The sequence below is a fragment of the Albidovulum sp. genome (assembly GCF_049646345.1).
Taxonomy (GTDB): Bacteria; Pseudomonadota; Alphaproteobacteria; order Rhodobacterales; family Rhodobacteraceae; genus Albidovulum.
Genome location: NZ_JBARVQ010000543.1, coordinates 1 through 14,608, shown reverse-complemented (window position 1 = coordinate 14,608; position 14,608 = coordinate 1). Strand labels below are relative to the sequence as shown.

13 protein-coding genes are annotated in these 14,608 nt (G+C 62.6%); 8 read left to right on the top strand and 5 right to left on the bottom strand.

Going from position 1 to position 14,608, the window contains the following annotated elements:
- The coding region (locus tag WBB85_RS14025) for an AAA family ATPase (protein WP_432639229.1) at positions 1-159 on the bottom strand (159 nt) is incomplete at its 3' end.
- Between the two features lie 182 nt (positions 160-341).
- Between WBB85_RS14025 and dksA the strand changes: the two genes are divergently transcribed.
- Both dksA and WBB85_RS14015 read left to right on the top strand, forming a co-directional pair.
- The gene (gene dksA, locus WBB85_RS14020) at positions 342-764 is read left to right on the top strand and encodes an RNA polymerase-binding protein DksA (RefSeq protein WP_432639228.1); all 423 of its coding nucleotides are present in this window, start codon (positions 342-344) and stop codon (positions 762-764) included.
- A gap of 75 nt (positions 765-839) precedes the next feature.
- Entirely contained in the window at positions 840-2,012 is a 1,173-nt protein-coding gene (locus tag WBB85_RS14015) for an FAD-dependent oxidoreductase (RefSeq protein ID WP_432639227.1), read from the top strand.
- 14 nt (positions 2,013-2,026) lie between these two features.
- Here the strand turns inward: WBB85_RS14015 and WBB85_RS14010 are convergent, their stop codons facing one another.
- Complete coding sequence (locus WBB85_RS14010) at positions 2,027-3,301, bottom strand: NAD(P)/FAD-dependent oxidoreductase (RefSeq protein ID WP_432639225.1); 1,275 nt, start codon at positions 3,299-3,301, stop codon at positions 2,027-2,029.
- A 3-nt stretch (positions 3,302-3,304) separates the two neighbouring features.
- Positions 3,305-4,084: an exodeoxyribonuclease III gene (gene xth, locus WBB85_RS14005; protein ID WP_432639224.1), complete on the bottom strand. Its 780-nt coding sequence runs from the start codon at positions 4,082-4,084 to the stop codon at positions 3,305-3,307.
- Between the two features lie 179 nt (positions 4,085-4,263).
- Between xth and WBB85_RS14000 the strand changes: the two genes are divergently transcribed.
- From WBB85_RS14000 to WBB85_RS13980, 5 genes are all read left to right on the top strand, one after another.
- Positions 4,264-5,994, top strand: coding sequence for a sensor histidine kinase (locus tag WBB85_RS14000; protein WP_432639223.1), 1,731 nt, complete (start codon positions 4,264-4,266; stop codon positions 5,992-5,994).
- Positions 5,991-7,331, top strand: a complete 1,341-nt coding sequence (locus WBB85_RS13995) for a sigma-54-dependent transcriptional regulator (RefSeq protein ID WP_432639222.1) — start codon at positions 5,991-5,993, stop codon at positions 7,329-7,331. Before WBB85_RS14000 ends, WBB85_RS13995 begins: the two co-directional genes overlap by 4 nt.
- A gap of 125 nt (positions 7,332-7,456) precedes the next feature.
- Positions 7,457-8,467: a TRAP transporter substrate-binding protein DctP gene (gene dctP, locus WBB85_RS13990; RefSeq protein WP_432639221.1), complete on the top strand. Its 1,011-nt coding sequence runs from the start codon at positions 7,457-7,459 to the stop codon at positions 8,465-8,467.
- Between the two features lie 60 nt (positions 8,468-8,527).
- Positions 8,528-9,160, top strand: a complete 633-nt coding sequence (locus tag WBB85_RS13985) for a TRAP transporter small permease subunit (RefSeq protein ID WP_432639220.1) — start codon at positions 8,528-8,530, stop codon at positions 9,158-9,160.
- Between the two features lie 11 nt (positions 9,161-9,171).
- Complete coding sequence (locus tag WBB85_RS13980) at positions 9,172-10,572, top strand: TRAP transporter large permease (RefSeq protein ID WP_432639219.1); 1,401 nt, start codon at positions 9,172-9,174, stop codon at positions 10,570-10,572.
- Positions 10,573-10,639: 67 nt separating this feature from the next.
- On the opposite strand, the gene gltA is transcribed toward WBB85_RS13980, so the two are convergent.
- The gene (gltA, locus tag WBB85_RS13975) at positions 10,640-11,926 is read right to left on the bottom strand and encodes a citrate synthase (protein WP_432639226.1); all 1,287 of its coding nucleotides are present in this window, start codon (positions 11,924-11,926) and stop codon (positions 10,640-10,642) included.
- A gap of 90 nt (positions 11,927-12,016) precedes the next feature.
- Positions 12,017-13,426 (bottom strand): glutamate--tRNA ligase, encoded by a 1,410-nt coding sequence (gltX, locus tag WBB85_RS13970; protein ID WP_432639218.1) that lies wholly within the window; start codon positions 13,424-13,426, stop codon positions 12,017-12,019.
- Positions 13,427-13,503: 77 nt separating this feature from the next.
- On the opposite strand from gltX, the gene WBB85_RS13965 reads away from it, so the two are divergent.
- A partial coding sequence (locus tag WBB85_RS13965; RefSeq protein ID WP_432639217.1) for a ComEC/Rec2 family competence protein occupies positions 13,504-14,608 on the top strand: 1,105 nt, incomplete at its 3' end.

Here is a 14,608-nt window from a genome sequence, read left to right as displayed (position 1 = left end):
GGGCAGTCCCAGCGACTCGGCAACCTGCCGGGCCAGTTCGGTCTTGCCGGTTCCGGGTTCACCCTTCACCAATAGCGGCCGCTCCAGCGTCACTGATGCATTGACGGCAACGGTCAGGTCCGTTGTTGCGACATAGCGCTCTGTGCTCTCGAATTTCATAATCTTTCCGCAACAATGACCCGATTTGATCACGCGACTCTTACCGGGGCCATCAATTTGCCGCAAGACATCGCTAGGGCTAGTGACAACCCCCTGTGCATGAGCTATTGGAGCGCCCGAGGAGTAGCCGGATGAAGATTGAACCAGTGATGTCAGAGTCCGGCGGGCAGAAGGGAGCGAAGATGAAGCCTGAGGTCTTTCTTCCCGACGATTATCGTCCGGCCGAAGACGAACCGTTCATGAACGAGCGTCAGCTCGAATATTTCCGGCGCAAGCTGACCACCTGGAAGGAAGAGCTTCTGGAGCAGTCGGCCGAGACCCTGGAGGGTCTCCAGGACAGCGCCCGCAACGTTCCCGACATTGCTGACCGTGCCAGCGAGGAAACCGACCGCGCGCTGGAACTGCGCACACGGGACCGGCAGCGCAAGCTGGTGTCGAAGATCGACGCGGCATTGCGGCGGATCGAGAATGGCGAATACGGTTATTGCGAAGTGACGGGCGAACCGATTTCGCTCAAGCGCCTTGATGCGCGGCCGATCGCGACGATGACGTTGGAAGCGCAGGAAAAACACGAACGGCGCGAGCGCGTGCATCGCGACGACTGATCCCGGCAACGGGTCGGATTGAAATTCGGCGCCGGGGTCGCAAGGCTCCGGCGCTTTCGTTTTTCAGCGGGGGCTATCATGTTGAACACTCGGTCGGTGACGATATTGGGGGCCGGAATCGCGGGCCTCGCGCTCGCCCGGGCGCTGGCGCTCAAAGGTGCGAAGGTCACCGTTCTGGAACAGGCCCCCGAATTGCGCGAGGTCGGCGCAGGCTTGCAGATAACGCCCAATGGCGCGCGCGTCATGGACGCGCTTGGTCTTGGGGCAGCCCTGCGGTCGCAGAGTATGGCCTCTGAAGCGGTTGAACTGATTGACGGCGAAACTGGTGCCCAGGTTCTGAAACTCAATCTGCCCGGAGAACAGCTGGCGGGGCAGTTCCGGCTTGTCCATCGGGCCGATCTGATCACGGTACTGGGCGACGGCGCGCGGGATGCAGGCGTGGACATACATTTGTTGCAACAGATTACCGAGGTAACCCTCGGCGCCCATCCCCCCCGGCTGAAGACGGCGCAGGGCGGCGAGATCGAGGCTGACCTGCTGATCGGCGCGGACGGGCTTCATTCCAGGGTCAGGCAGGCGCTGAACGGCACGGTGGCGCCGTTCTTTACCCATCAGGTCGCCTGGCGGGCGACCCTTCCGGCCGAGGCCGATATCCGTCCAATGGCGCAGATCTACATGGGGCCGGGTCGCCATATCGTGACTTATCCGCTGCGTGAAGGTCGACTTCGGAACGTTGTCGCGGTCGAGGAACGCCACAAATGGGCCGAGGAAAGCTGGTCGCTGACAGACGATCCGCTGGCGTTCAGAATAGCGTTTGAGGATTTCGTGCCGGAAGTGCGCCGCTGGCTCGACGCGATCGAGCGGCCCAATCTCTGGGGCCTCTTTCGCCATCCGGTGGCGCAGACATGGTACGGGCATGGCGCGGCCATTCTGGGCGATGCAGCGCATCCGACCCTGCCGTTCCTCGCGCAGGGTGCCAATATGGCGCTGGAGGATGCCTGGGTTCTGGCCGAGGCGCTTGCAACGTCGGAACCGGACACGGCCTTTGCCGCCTATCAACAGGCCCGCAAATCGCGGGTCACCCGGATTGTCGAGGCGGCGAATGCCAATGCCAGGAATTATCACCTCTCGGGCATCAGGCGCGACATTGCCCATGCGGGGCTGAAACTGATGAACAGGGTGGCGCCGGACCGTGTGATGGGGCGTTACGACTGGATCTATTCGCACGATGTGACGGCCGGGACCTGAGTCCGGCCAAAAGGTCACCTTTCGCGCCAGCGATCCTGTGCCTGAAGTTTCCAGTAGGTGAGTTGTGCGGCGACGAGGCCAAGCGGCCCTCCCGCCCAGTCGAGCCCGAAGGGCGCGAACAATCTGATCCGGTCGCTTTCGCCCAGCATCGCCTCGGCCAGAACCTTGCCCGCGATGGCGGTCGTGTTCAGCCCGTGTCCGCCAAAGGCCGTGATATGCCAGACACCCGGTGCCATCTGACCCACCTGCGGCATCAGATGGCGGGCATAGCCCATCAGGCCGGACCAGGCGAGTTCGATCTTCAAGCCTTCGAGTTGGGGAAACGCGCCCACCATCTCGCGCCGAAGCTGGCGCACGATCCCGCCCGGTGATGCCGCCCGCGTGGTGATCCGCCCGCCCCAAAGCAGCCGCCTGCCGCCCTCGACCAGCCGGTAATAGTCGCCCGCGCGGCGGTCGTCATACATCGAAGCGCGGGTGCGGATGGCGCTGGCCAGCAGGTCGGGTGCCGCTTCGCTCATCGTCAGGTAGGTCGCAATCGGCAGGATCGCGCGTTTCAGTTTGGGTGCCAGCGGGCCGGTATAACCACCGGTGGCGAAGACAACCGCCGGGGCCTCGGCCTGTCCGGTCTCGGTGCTGATCCGCTTCACCGGCCCGGAAAGGTTATGCCCGGTCGCGGCAGAAGCCTCGAAAATCCGCCCCCCGAGCCGCTCCAACTCGGCCGCAATGGCGCGGAGTGTGTTCAGCGGATGGATGTGGAATGACCCCGGATCGTTGAGCGCGTGGAAATACCTCGCGCTCACCAGATGCTTCGACAGGGCATCGCGGTCGAGATAGGTCATCTCATAGCCGAAATCGCGGGCGAAGTCGGCGGCATGGCGCTTCAGGTCATCGGCCCGGTCGAAACGGCGAAGGCTGAGCAGCCCTTCGCCAGTCACTGCATCCTCGATCTTCAGATCGCGGATCGTCGCGCGCAGCCGTTCGACGCCTTCGATAGAGAGCCTGTGCAACGCGCGGGCAGCCTCCGGCCCGACCCGCGCCCGGATCGCCTCATCCCCGCCGGAAAAAGCAGCGCTCACGATGCCGCCATTCCGCCCCGAGGCACCAAACCCCACGCGTTCGGCCTCCAGCACGATGACCCGCTTTCCTGCATGCGTGAGTTCCAGCGCCGTCGTTAGCCCGGCAAAGCCACCGCCGACAATGATGACGTCCGCCTCATCCACGCCCGAAAGGGCAGGGCGTGTTTGGGCGTCACGCAGGGTACGGCTGTACCAGGTATCGGGGTAGAGCATGGCTCAGGCGTCAAGCTCGATCCAGACCGGGACGTGATCCGAGGGCTTGTCGCGGCCACGTATTTCCTTGTCGATCCCGGTGCCGCGCAGAAGGTCGGCGGCCTGAGGCGACAAAAGCAGATGGTCGATGCGGATGCCGTTGTTCCGCTGCCAGGCACCGGCCTGATAGTCCCAGAAGGAATAATGGCCGGGGCGCGGTTCGCGGGCGCGGAACGCCTCGGTAAACCCGAGGTTCAGGATGCGCCGGAACGCGGCGCGGCTTTCGGGACGAAAGAGCGCGTCTTCGGTCCAGACCTCTGGCCTTGCGGCATCCTCTGCCTGCGGGATGATGTTGTAGTCACCCGCCATGACGACGGGCATCTCATCGGCCCGCAAGGCGGTGGCGCGATCCTTCATCCGCGCCATCCACGAAAGCTTGTAGTCATATTTCGGCCCCGGCGCGGGGTTGCCATTGGGCAGATACAGCCCGCAGAGCCGGACAGCCGTCTTGCCCACCACGGTGGCCTCGATCCAGCGTGCCTGTTCATCGGCCTCATCGCCCGGCAATCCACGGATCACATCCTCCAGGGGCAGCTTTGACAGGATCGCCACGCCGTTGAAGCTTTTCTGTCCGTGGGTCTCGACGAAATAACCGCGATCTTCAAAGAGATCGCGCGGAAACGCCTCATCGACCGATTTGATCTCCTGCAACAGCACGACATCGGGGGCGGCCTCATCCAGCCATTGGGGCAAGGCCTCGGCCCGCGCCTTGATGCCGTTGATGTTGAACGTCGCGATCTTCATGCCTGCCCCCGGTTCTGCCCGCCGTCATCTTCTACCGGATCGGTCCGGTGGGCAAGCAGGGGGGCGCCGGGTCGCCGTTAGTCGATGACCGCAATCGCCCGGTAGCGACAAGACAAGCCGAGGCACCTCTAATCTCATAAAGACTTGCTTTTTCCGCCATCACCGGCCAATCGACGGCAATGCGGTTGCTCAATCTCGTCTTTCCGGCTGTCGCGACGGTTGCCGTTGCGATCAGTGTCTTCAGGGTATCTTACGGGTACTTTCAGTCCGAAGAGCTGGCGAAGGCGCAGGGGCGGCTTTCGCTTTATCAAAGCTCTGTCTTTGGTGAGCTGGAGCGGTTTTCGCACCTGACCTATGTCCTCGCACGCGATCCGGTTGTCATGGATACCACAGGGGGTGGGGACAGGGACATCCTGAACAACCGTCTGGAAGACTTCGCCCGGCAGGCCGGGCTCGATGCGATTTACCTGATTGATCCCTACGGAACCACGATATCAGCCTCCAACCATCGGGCGCCGGGCAGTTTCGTTGGCCAGAACTATGGGTTTCGCCCCTATTTTCAGGACGCGCTTCGGGGCCGGCAGGGGCGGTTCTATGCCATCGGCGCTACCACCGGCCTGCCGGGCTATTTCATCGCCGATCCCGTCTATGACGTTCTGGATGAGTTGTCGGGCGTCATTGCGATCAAGATCGACCTGTCCGATCTGGAGGAAAGCTGGCTCAGTTCCGGCGAACAGGTCTTTCTGGCCAACCAGGACGGGGTGGTGCTGCTCGCCTCCGATCCGGCATGGCGCTACAAGGCCCTGTCGCCCCTGTCGGAAGAGCGCAGGCAGAACATCCTCGAAGACAGACAGTTCTCGGGTCAAGACCTCGCACCGCTCGACTGGTCCGAGCTTTCTGACGGGCGTGCCCGGATCATGGGGGCAGAGCGCCTGCATCTTGTGGGGGGCGACCTGCCGCATGGCTGGAACCTTCATTTTTTTGCCAGCGATGCTCAGGCGGTGACGCGGTCCTGGCTGGTGACGACGATTGCCGTCATTCTGGCTGCCATCGCGTTCATCGGGTTTCAGATCCAGCGGGCGCGGCGCGTGGATGCCGAACTGAAACGATCGGGGCGCGAGGAAGCGGAATTGCGGCGGGCGAATGAACGTCTTGCGACTGAGGTGGAAGAGAGGATGACAGCCGAACGCCGCCTCAAACGCACGCTGAACGAACTGGAAAGCGCCAGCCGTCTGGCCGCCCTGGGGCGTCTGGCGGCCTCGGTCACGCATGAACTGGGCCAGCCGATTGCGGCGATGCGGAACCATCTGGTCGCGGCCGAGATGGGAAGCGGCGCACAAGAGAAACTGACCGAGAATATCGGCGGCCTTGTCGAGCGGATGGAGGGCATTACCCGTCAGCTCAAATTCTTTGCCAGTTCAGAGGCCGAAGATTTCAAGGAAATGGACCTTTGCGATGCTGTTCGCGTGTCGCTGGATCTGGTCGCGCCGAACCTGGAGCAGACCGGGGCCGAGGTGCGTCTTCATCTGCCCCCGGGGCCGGTGCGCATGCGTGGTATTCCCTTGCGGATCGAACAGGTCATGACCAACCTGCTGCGAAATGCGATTGACGCGACCGAAGACAGCCAGGCACCGCGCATCGACGTGCGGGCCGGTGAGAGCGAGAGTGGGATCTGGGTCGAGATTGAAGACAACGGTCATGGGCTTGGCTCGGCCACATTGGCCGATTTGCAGGAACCCTTTGTCACCACACGGGAAAGCGGGCGTGGTATGGGGCTTGGCCTTGCGATTTCAGCAAGCATCGTCAACGATCACGACGGCACGATGCTCGGGCGCAACACGGAAACGGGCGGGGCCGTCTTTCGGGTCACTTTCCCCCGGATGCCTGCCGGGGAGGACGTGAACCCATGACCGACAAGCGCCCATACAGCATACTCGTGGTCGATGACGACAGATCCATGCGCCAATCGCTGGTCGATCTGCTGGAGGCCGCCGGGTGGAGCGCCGAAGCGGTTTCGCGGGCCACCCATGTGGCGGCGAAACTGACCGATATGCAGCCCGATGTGATCCTGTCCGATGTGCGCATGCCGGGCATGACGGGGTTGGAGCTTCTGGCCGGTCTGGACCAGAATTCGGAACCGCCATTGGTGCTGATATCCGCCCATGGAGATATCCCGACGGCGGTTCGGGCCATGCAGGACGGTGCCTACAGCTTCGTGGAAAAACCCTATGAGCCGCGCCGGTTGCTGCGCATTCTGACCCATGCCGCCGAACAGAACCGGATGCGGCAGGACAATACGCGCCTGAAGACCCGCCTCATGCGGCTGTCGGGACTTGACCGTATCCTGCTTGGGCAGACCGCCGAGGTGACGGCATTGCGGCAGGATGTTCTGGATGTGGCCAGCACCCGCGCGCCCGTGCTGATCACCGGTGAGACGGGGACGGGCAAGGAACTTGTCGCCCATGCGCTCCATGATCTGGGGGGCGATGGGCAGGCGATGTTCGTGGCGCTCAATTGCGCCGCCCTGTCGCCCGATACGTTCGAGGCCGAGATGTTCGGCGTTGCGGGCCAAAGCGATGGCAGATTGGCCCGGGCCTCATCCGGGACGCTGTTTCTGGATGAGATATGTTCATGCCCGCCTGCGGTTCAGGCCAAGCTGTTGCGGGTTCTGGAAGACAAGCAGTTCATGCCCGTTGGGGCGTCGGGCACGGTCACTGCTGACTTCCGGGTGGTTTCCGCCACCAGTGAGGATGTGCCGCAGGCGGTCAGGGATGGCCGCCTGCGGCCCGATCTCTTGTTCCGGATCAACACGGTTGTTCTGGCGCTTCCCTCGCTGCGGCAACGGCGGGACGATATCGCACTGCTGAGCAGACATTTTCTTGAGCATTACGCGGAGATTTACGAACTGGCGGTGCCCGAGATTGATCAGGATGATCTGGCGGCCCTTCTGGCGCATGACTGGCCCGGCAATGTGCGCGAATTGCGCAATGTCTGCGAACGCCGGGTTCTGGCTGCGCGGCGCGGGGCCGGGTCGATGGCGCAGGCCATTCAGGCCGATCAGCATCTTGATGACATCCCCGGCACCCTGCGCGAAGCGGTCGCCGCATTCGAACGCGAACTGATCGGCAAGGCGATTCAGGCACATGAAGGCCGCATGGATGCTGCCGCCGAGGCACTGGGGATCGGCCGGCGCACCCTGAACGAAAAAATCGTCAAGCTCGGGCTCGACAAGGACGCGCTGCTCTGACCCCATGCGCCCTGCGGAAATCCGCAGGGCTGACGCGATTGCCCGCGCAGTTTCCTTCATAGGCAGGCGCGCACCGCGTACCGATACTCACGGCATTCATCTTCGCACATCTCGGGAGGAGCATCATGCGAAAGATCCTTAATGGGGCGGCCGTCGCGGCCCTTTCCCTTACCTTTGCCGCCGAGGCGCTTGCCACCGAATGGAATGTATCCGTCTGGGGGAAACGCCGGGCCTTTACCGAACATGTGGAAAAACTGGCCGAACTGGTTTCCGCCAAGACCAATGGCGAATTCAACCTGAACATCAGCTATGGTGGGCTGTCGAAGAACACCGAAAACCTTGATGGCATTTCCATCGGCGCGTTTGAGATGGCGCAGTTCTGTGCGGGCTATCACCGCGACAAGAACCCTTCGATCACCGTGCTGGAACTGCCGTTCCTTGGCGTGGAAACTCTGGAACAGGAAATCGCGCTGTCGATGGCGGTCTATCAGCATCCCGCCACCCAGGCCGATCTTGCGCGCTGGAACGCGACCTTGCTGATGCCGTCGCCACTTCCGCAATACAATTTCGTCGGCGTGGGCGATGCGCCCCAGACGCTGGCGGATTTCAAAGGCCTGTCGGTGCGCGCCACCGGCGGTATCGGCGAAGCGATGGAAGCCATCGGTGCCGTGCCGACCTCAATGTCGGCAACCGAGGTGCGTCAGGCCATGGATAGCGGCATCGTCAACGCGGTCAGCTTTGCCCCCCATGCCCATATGTCCTTTGGCACGATCGAGAACGGCAAATGGTGGACCACCAACCTCAATCCCGGCACCGTCAATTGCCCGGTCGTGGTGAACTCGGACGCGCTTGCCGAGCTTTCTGATGCGCATCGCGAGGCGCTGCTTGGCTCGGTGGATGAATCCCTGGCGCATTATGTGGACTACTACGCGACCGAGACCATGGCCGCCTGGGGCCCGGCGCTTGAGGAACGTGGCATCCAGCAGGTGACATTCGCCGACGCCGAAATCGCCGCTTTCCGCGACGCCGCCGCCGCACCGGCTGCGGATGCCTGGATCACGGACAACACCGCGCGCGGCCTGCCGGCACAAGAACTTTATGATCTTGTCACCGGCATGATCGCCGACGGCAGCTGAACCATAGGCCCCGCACCGCAGGGTGCGGGGCCTTGCACATCCCAAGGACGGAGAGAGCAGATGGCCGGTTCATCCCGTGTCCTGACCGATGGCAGCCGCCTCAGCCGGATCGATCAGAGCCTGTATCGACTGGAAGGGAGGCTGGCCTTGATCAGCGGATTGGCGGTGTTGTCGCTGATGATCCTGGCCGTCATGTCCGTCAGCGGTCGAAATGCCTTCAATCAACCGCTTCCGGGTTATGTCGACTGGATCGAACAGGCGATGCCGTTGATCGCCTTCATGGGCATTTCCTTTGCGCAACGCGATGGCGGCCATATCCGCATGGACATGCTGGTGGGGGCGCTCAAGGGGCGTGCGCTTTATCTGGTCGAGTTTTTCACGACTCTGATCGTTCTTGTCCTGATGCTGCTTCTGGTCTGGGGCAGTTGGGCGCATTTCGGGCGCAGCTTCGATTTCGCCGCCCCGCTCTGGAGCCGCGACAGCTCCATGGATATCTCGCTGCCGCTCTGGCCCGCGAAGCTGCTGGCGCCGGTCGCCTTTGCCGTTCTCTGTCTGCGCCTGTTTGTGCAGCTCTGGGCCTTTGGCCGCGCGTTTCTGAATGCGGATGGTCCACCGGTCGCGGTGCCGATGGTCGCCGACGCGGCCATGCAGGCCTCGATGGAGGCCGAGCATGTCTCAGGCCACGATAGCTAGGGGCGAATAATATGGAACCGATAGAAATTGGGCTGATCGTCTCGGGCGGTCTTCTGGTTCTGGTGATCCTTGGCATGCGCGTTGCCTTTGCGGCGGCGATGGCGGGGATGGTGGGGCTGATCTGGATCTTCTGGGCGAAATACGATTATGACCCTGCGCGTTTTGGCAAGGCGCTGACCGTTGCCGTCAAGACCGCCGGGCAGGTCCCCCATTCCAAGGTGTCGAGTCAGGCGCTCAGCCTGATCCCGACATTCATCCTGATCGGATACCTCGCCTATCACGCTGGCCTGACGCGGGCGCTGTTCGAGGCGGCCAAACGCTGGCTTGCCTGGGTGCCGGGCGGGCTGGCGGTCTCGACCATATTCGCGACCGCGGGCTTTGCGGCAGTGTCGGGGGCCTCGGTCGCCACTTCGGCCGTCTTTGCACGGATCGCGATCCCCGAAATGCTGAAGATTGGCTACAACAAACAATTCGCCGCCGGTGTCGTGGCCGCAGGGGGCACGCTTGCCTCGCTCATCCCGCCTTCGGCCATTCTCGTGATCTATGCGATCATCGTAGAACAGGATGTGGGCAAACTGCTTCTGGCGGGCTTTATCCCGGGGGCGTTTTCCGCAGTCATCTACGGTTTGCTGATTATCGGTCTGGCCGTGACCATCAAAGATTTCGGCCCACCCGTCACCGGCTTTACCTGGAAAGAGCGGTTCGTCGCACTGCCACCGGCCCTGCCCATCGTCTTTGTCGTCGTGACGATCATCTTCTTCGTCTACAACCCCTTCGGTGGCGATGCCTGGGGCACGCCGACCGAGGGCGGTGCCATCGGCGCTTTCGTGGTCTTCCTGATCGCGCTCTATCGCGGCATGCGCTGGGCCGAGCTGAAGGATGCCCTGCTGGAAACCGCCAAGCTGAGCGTCATGATCTTCACGATCATCTGGGGCGTGCTGATCTATGTGCGGTTCCTTGGCTTTGCCGAATTGCCCGCGGCCTTTGCCGATTGGATCACCTCACTGACCCTGTCGCCGATGCTGATCCTGATCTGCATCCTTCTGGCCTATGCCGTTCTGGGCATGTTCATGGATGCCATCGGTATGCTCTTGCTGACCCTGCCGGTGGTCTATCCGGCCGTAATGGCGCTGAACGGGGGGGAGGCTGTCTCGGCCGCCGACAGCGCGTTTGGCATGTCCGGCCCGATGTGCGCGATCTGGTTCGGGATCCTCGTGGTGAAGATGGCCGAATTCTGCCTGATCACGCCGCCGATCGGGCTGAACTGCTTTGTCGTGGCCGGGGTCCGGGACGATCTGACGGTTCAGGATGTCTTCAAGGGGGTCACACCGTTCTTCATCGCCGATGCGGTGACCATTGCCTTCCTGATCGCGTTCCCGGCAATCGTTCTCTGGCTGCCGGGGCAGGTGTGATCATCACTCATGTGAAACGAGAACGGCCGCCCGGATAGGGCGGCCGCTTTGTCGTCCCGTCCGGTGATCAGCGCTTGGACAGATCGGCGTAGTCGCGCCGCGTCTGGCCGATATAAAGCTGACGCGGGCGGCCGATCTTCTGGGTCGGATCGGCGATCATCTCTTTCCACTGCGAGATCCAGCCAACGGTGCGGCTGACCGCAAAGATCGGCGTGAACATCGATGTCGGGAAGCCCATCGCCTCAAGGATGATGCCGGAATAGAAGTCCACGTTGGGATAGAGCTTCTTCTCGACGAAATACTCATCTTCCAGCGCGATCCGTTCCAGTTCCTTGGCGACCTTCAGCGTTTCGTTGTCGTGGATGCCGAGAAGGTCCAACACCTCATCGGCACTTTCCTTCATCACCTTGGCGCGCGGGTCGAAGTTCTTGTAGACCCGGTGACCAAAGCCCATCAGGCGGAACGGGTCGGACTTGTCCTTGGCCCGGCGGATCGCCTCGGGGATGTTGTCGACGGTGCCGATTTCGCGCAGCATTTCAAGGCAGGCCTGGTTGGCACCGCCATGGGCGGGCCCCCAAAGACAGGCGATGCCGGCGGCGATACAGGCAAAGGGGTTGGCGCCCGACGAACCCGCCAGACGCACGGTCGAGGTCGAGGCATTCTGTTCGTGATCGGCATGCAGCATCATGATCCGGTCCATCGCCTTGGCAAGGATCGGGTTGACCACATAATCCTCGCACGGCACCGCAAAGCACATATGCAGGAAGTTCGACGGATAGTTGAGCGAGTTCTTCGGATAGACGAAGGGCTGGCCCAGCGAGTACTTGAACGCCATCGCGGCAATCGTCGGCAGCTTGGCAATCATGCGGATCGCTGCCACCTCACGCTGCCAGGGATCGTTTACATCGGTACTGTCGTGATAAAAGGCCGACATTGCACCAACGACGCCGACCATGGTCGCCATCGGGTGGCTGTCACGCCGGAAGCCGCGGAAGAAATAGTGCATCTGCTCATGCACCATCGTGTGATTGGTCACACGGGCCTCAAAATCACTCATCTGGCCCGCATCCGGCAATTCGCCGTAGAGCAGGAGATAGCAGACCTCCAGAAAGTTCGATTTTTCCGCCAGTTGCTCGATCGGGTAGCCGCGATACAGCAGTTCGCCCTTGTCGCCGTCGATATAGGTGATGGCGCTGTCGCAGGCGGCGGTCGAGGTGAAGCCGGGGTCATAGGTGAAGACGTCGCCCTGACCATAGAGCTTGCGGATGTCGATGACCTCGGGGCCCACGGTCGGTTGCAGGATGGGCAGGTCGATGGTCTTCCCGTTGAAATTCAGCGTCGCGTTCTTGATCATCTTGTCCATCACGGCTCCCTTTTGTTCAGGCGCGGGCGGGTGGTCCTCGCGTCTGGGTGTCGGCTCACAGTCCGGGCGCCGAATGCGCCGTCAGGCTGTCGCATCCTTCAATCGGGCGATGGTTTCATCCCGCCCGATGATGAGCATCATATCGAAGACGCTGGGGCTGACCGTCCGTCCGGCAAGCGCGGCCCTGAGCGGTCCCGCGATCTTGCCCAGTCCGATCCCGTGAGCTTCGGCGATTGTGCCCACGGCGGCTTCCAGCATGTCCCGCTCCCAGCTAGCATTTTGCAGGTGCGGCGTCAATTCGATCAGTATACCACGGGATACCGTATCGAGGGATTTTGCCGCCTTCTCATCCGGTTCAAAGGGCCGGGATGACAGGACAAAGTATGCCTTTTCAATGAGTTCAGGGAAAGTTTTGGCCCGATCTTTCACGCAGTAAAGAGCGCGTGACAAACCATCTTTCTGCACCTGCGAAAGAGGTGCCTCACCTGCAGCCTCAAGATATGCCTCAATTTCAGGCAGAAGTGCGGCGTCCGGTGTGGCGGCGATATGCTGGCCGCAGATGTTTTCCAGTTTCTTGAAATCAAGCCGCGCAGGCGCGCGCCCGATTCCCGTCAGATCAAACCATTCGCGGGCCTCGGCATCGCTGAAAAACTCGGCATCGCCATGCGCCCAGCCAAGCCGCGCCAGATAGTTGCGCATGCCCGAGGCGGGGTAGCCCATCGCCTGATATTCCTCCAGCCCCACGGCCCCGTGGCGCTTGGACAGCTTCTTGCCATCCGGCCCGTGGATCAGCGGGATATGGGCAAAGACCGGCACGTCCCAGCCCATCGCCCGGTAGACCTGGATCTGGCGCGCCGCATTGTTCAGGTGGTCGTCCCCCCGGATTACATGCGTGACGCCCATATCGTGATCATCCACGACAACCGCCAGCATGTAGGTGGGCGTACCATCGGAACGTAAACAAACCATATCATCAAGCTGATCGTTGCGGATGGTGACATTGCCCTGTACCGCATCCTCGATCACCGTCTCGCCGTCGCGGGGGGCTTTCAGGCGGATCACGAAAGGCGTTTCGGGATAGCTGGCCGGATCGGCGTCGCGCCACGGGCTCTGGAACAGGGTCGAACGCCCTTCGGCCCGGGCGGCCTCGCGGAAGGCCTCGATCTCGCCTTGAGTGGAAAAGCACTTGTAGGCATGGCCCCGCGCCATCATCTCGCGGGCCACTTCGGCATGGCGGTCGCGACCCTCGAACTGGCTGACGACATCGCCGTCCCAGTCAAGTCCAAGCCAGGTCAACCCCTTCAGGATCGCCGCCGTCGCCTCGGGGGTCGAGCGTTCGCGGTCGGTATCCTCGATACGCAGCAGGAACTTGCCGCCGCATCCACGGGCGTAGAGCCAGTTGAACAATGCAGTGCGCGCGCCACCGATATGGAGATACCCGGTGGGCGAGGGGGCGAAGCGGGTGACGACGGGCGTGGCGTTCTTGGGCATGGGCGCGTTAACCTTTCGGAAACCATGAAAGTTCAGGCTGACGGCACTCATTAGGCAAAGCCGGACGGGGAAACAAGGTGCGGGCGGTCTTCGCGATGCTGGATGCGCTTGGTGCGGCGCGCGGGCGGCTGATGATCTGGGCGCCGGTTTTCCTGTCACTGGGTATCGGCGGCTATTTCGGACTGAAGGTGGAGCCGGGGCAGGGGACGCTCTGGTTCGCCGTGCTGGTTGCCCTTGGTTTCGCCGTCATCGGCTGGCGCGGGCCAGAGCGGATGCGGATCCCGGCGACGGGTCTGGCGCTGATTGCGGCCGGGCTGGTTCTGGCCAGCTACCGCGCCCATTCGGTCGCAGCCCCGGTCCTGCCCTTTCGCTTTTACGGGCCGGTCGAGGGGCGCATCGTCAATATCGACCGGTCATTTTCCGACCAGATGCGGCTGACGCTCGACCGGGTGGTGCTGGAGGATGTGCCGCCCGATCGCACACCCGCGCGGGTGCGGGTGGCCCTGCACGGCGATCAGGGGTTTGTCACGCCGGTGCCCGGGCTGACGGTGATCCTCTCGGCGCATCTCTCGCCCCCCGAAGGGCCGGTAGAGCCCGGCGGCTTCGATTTCCAGCGGCTTGCATGGTTTTCCGGGCTGGGTGCCGTGGGCTATACCCGATCGCCCGTGCTGGCGCTGGAGCCACCGAAAGGCGGGCTGTCGCTTCTGGCCTTCCGGCTGCGCATGGTGATTTCGGGCGCGATGCAGGCGCGGATGGAGGGGCAGGCGGGGGCATTCGCGGCAGCGCTGATGACCGGAGACCGGTCGGGGGTGGAACGGGCGACGACGGATGCACTGCGCAGTTCCAACCTTTCGCATCTGATCGCGATTTCGGGTCTGCATATGGGGCTTCTGACCGGATTTGTCTTTGCCGCCTGCCGCTACGGGCTGGCTCTGGTGCCCCCCGTGGCGCTGCGCATCAACACCAAGAAGCTTGCAGCCATCGTGGCGCTCTTGGCCGCCGCCTTCTACCTGATGCTGGCCGGGCCGAGTGTTGCCACACGTCGCGCCTTCATCATGGTTGCCGTCATGCTGGTCGCGGTCATGGCCGACAGGCGGGCTATATCGCTCCGCTCGGTTGCAATCGCCGCTCTGATCGTCCTGGTGATCGAACCCGAAAGCCTGATCGAGCCGGGGTTTCAAA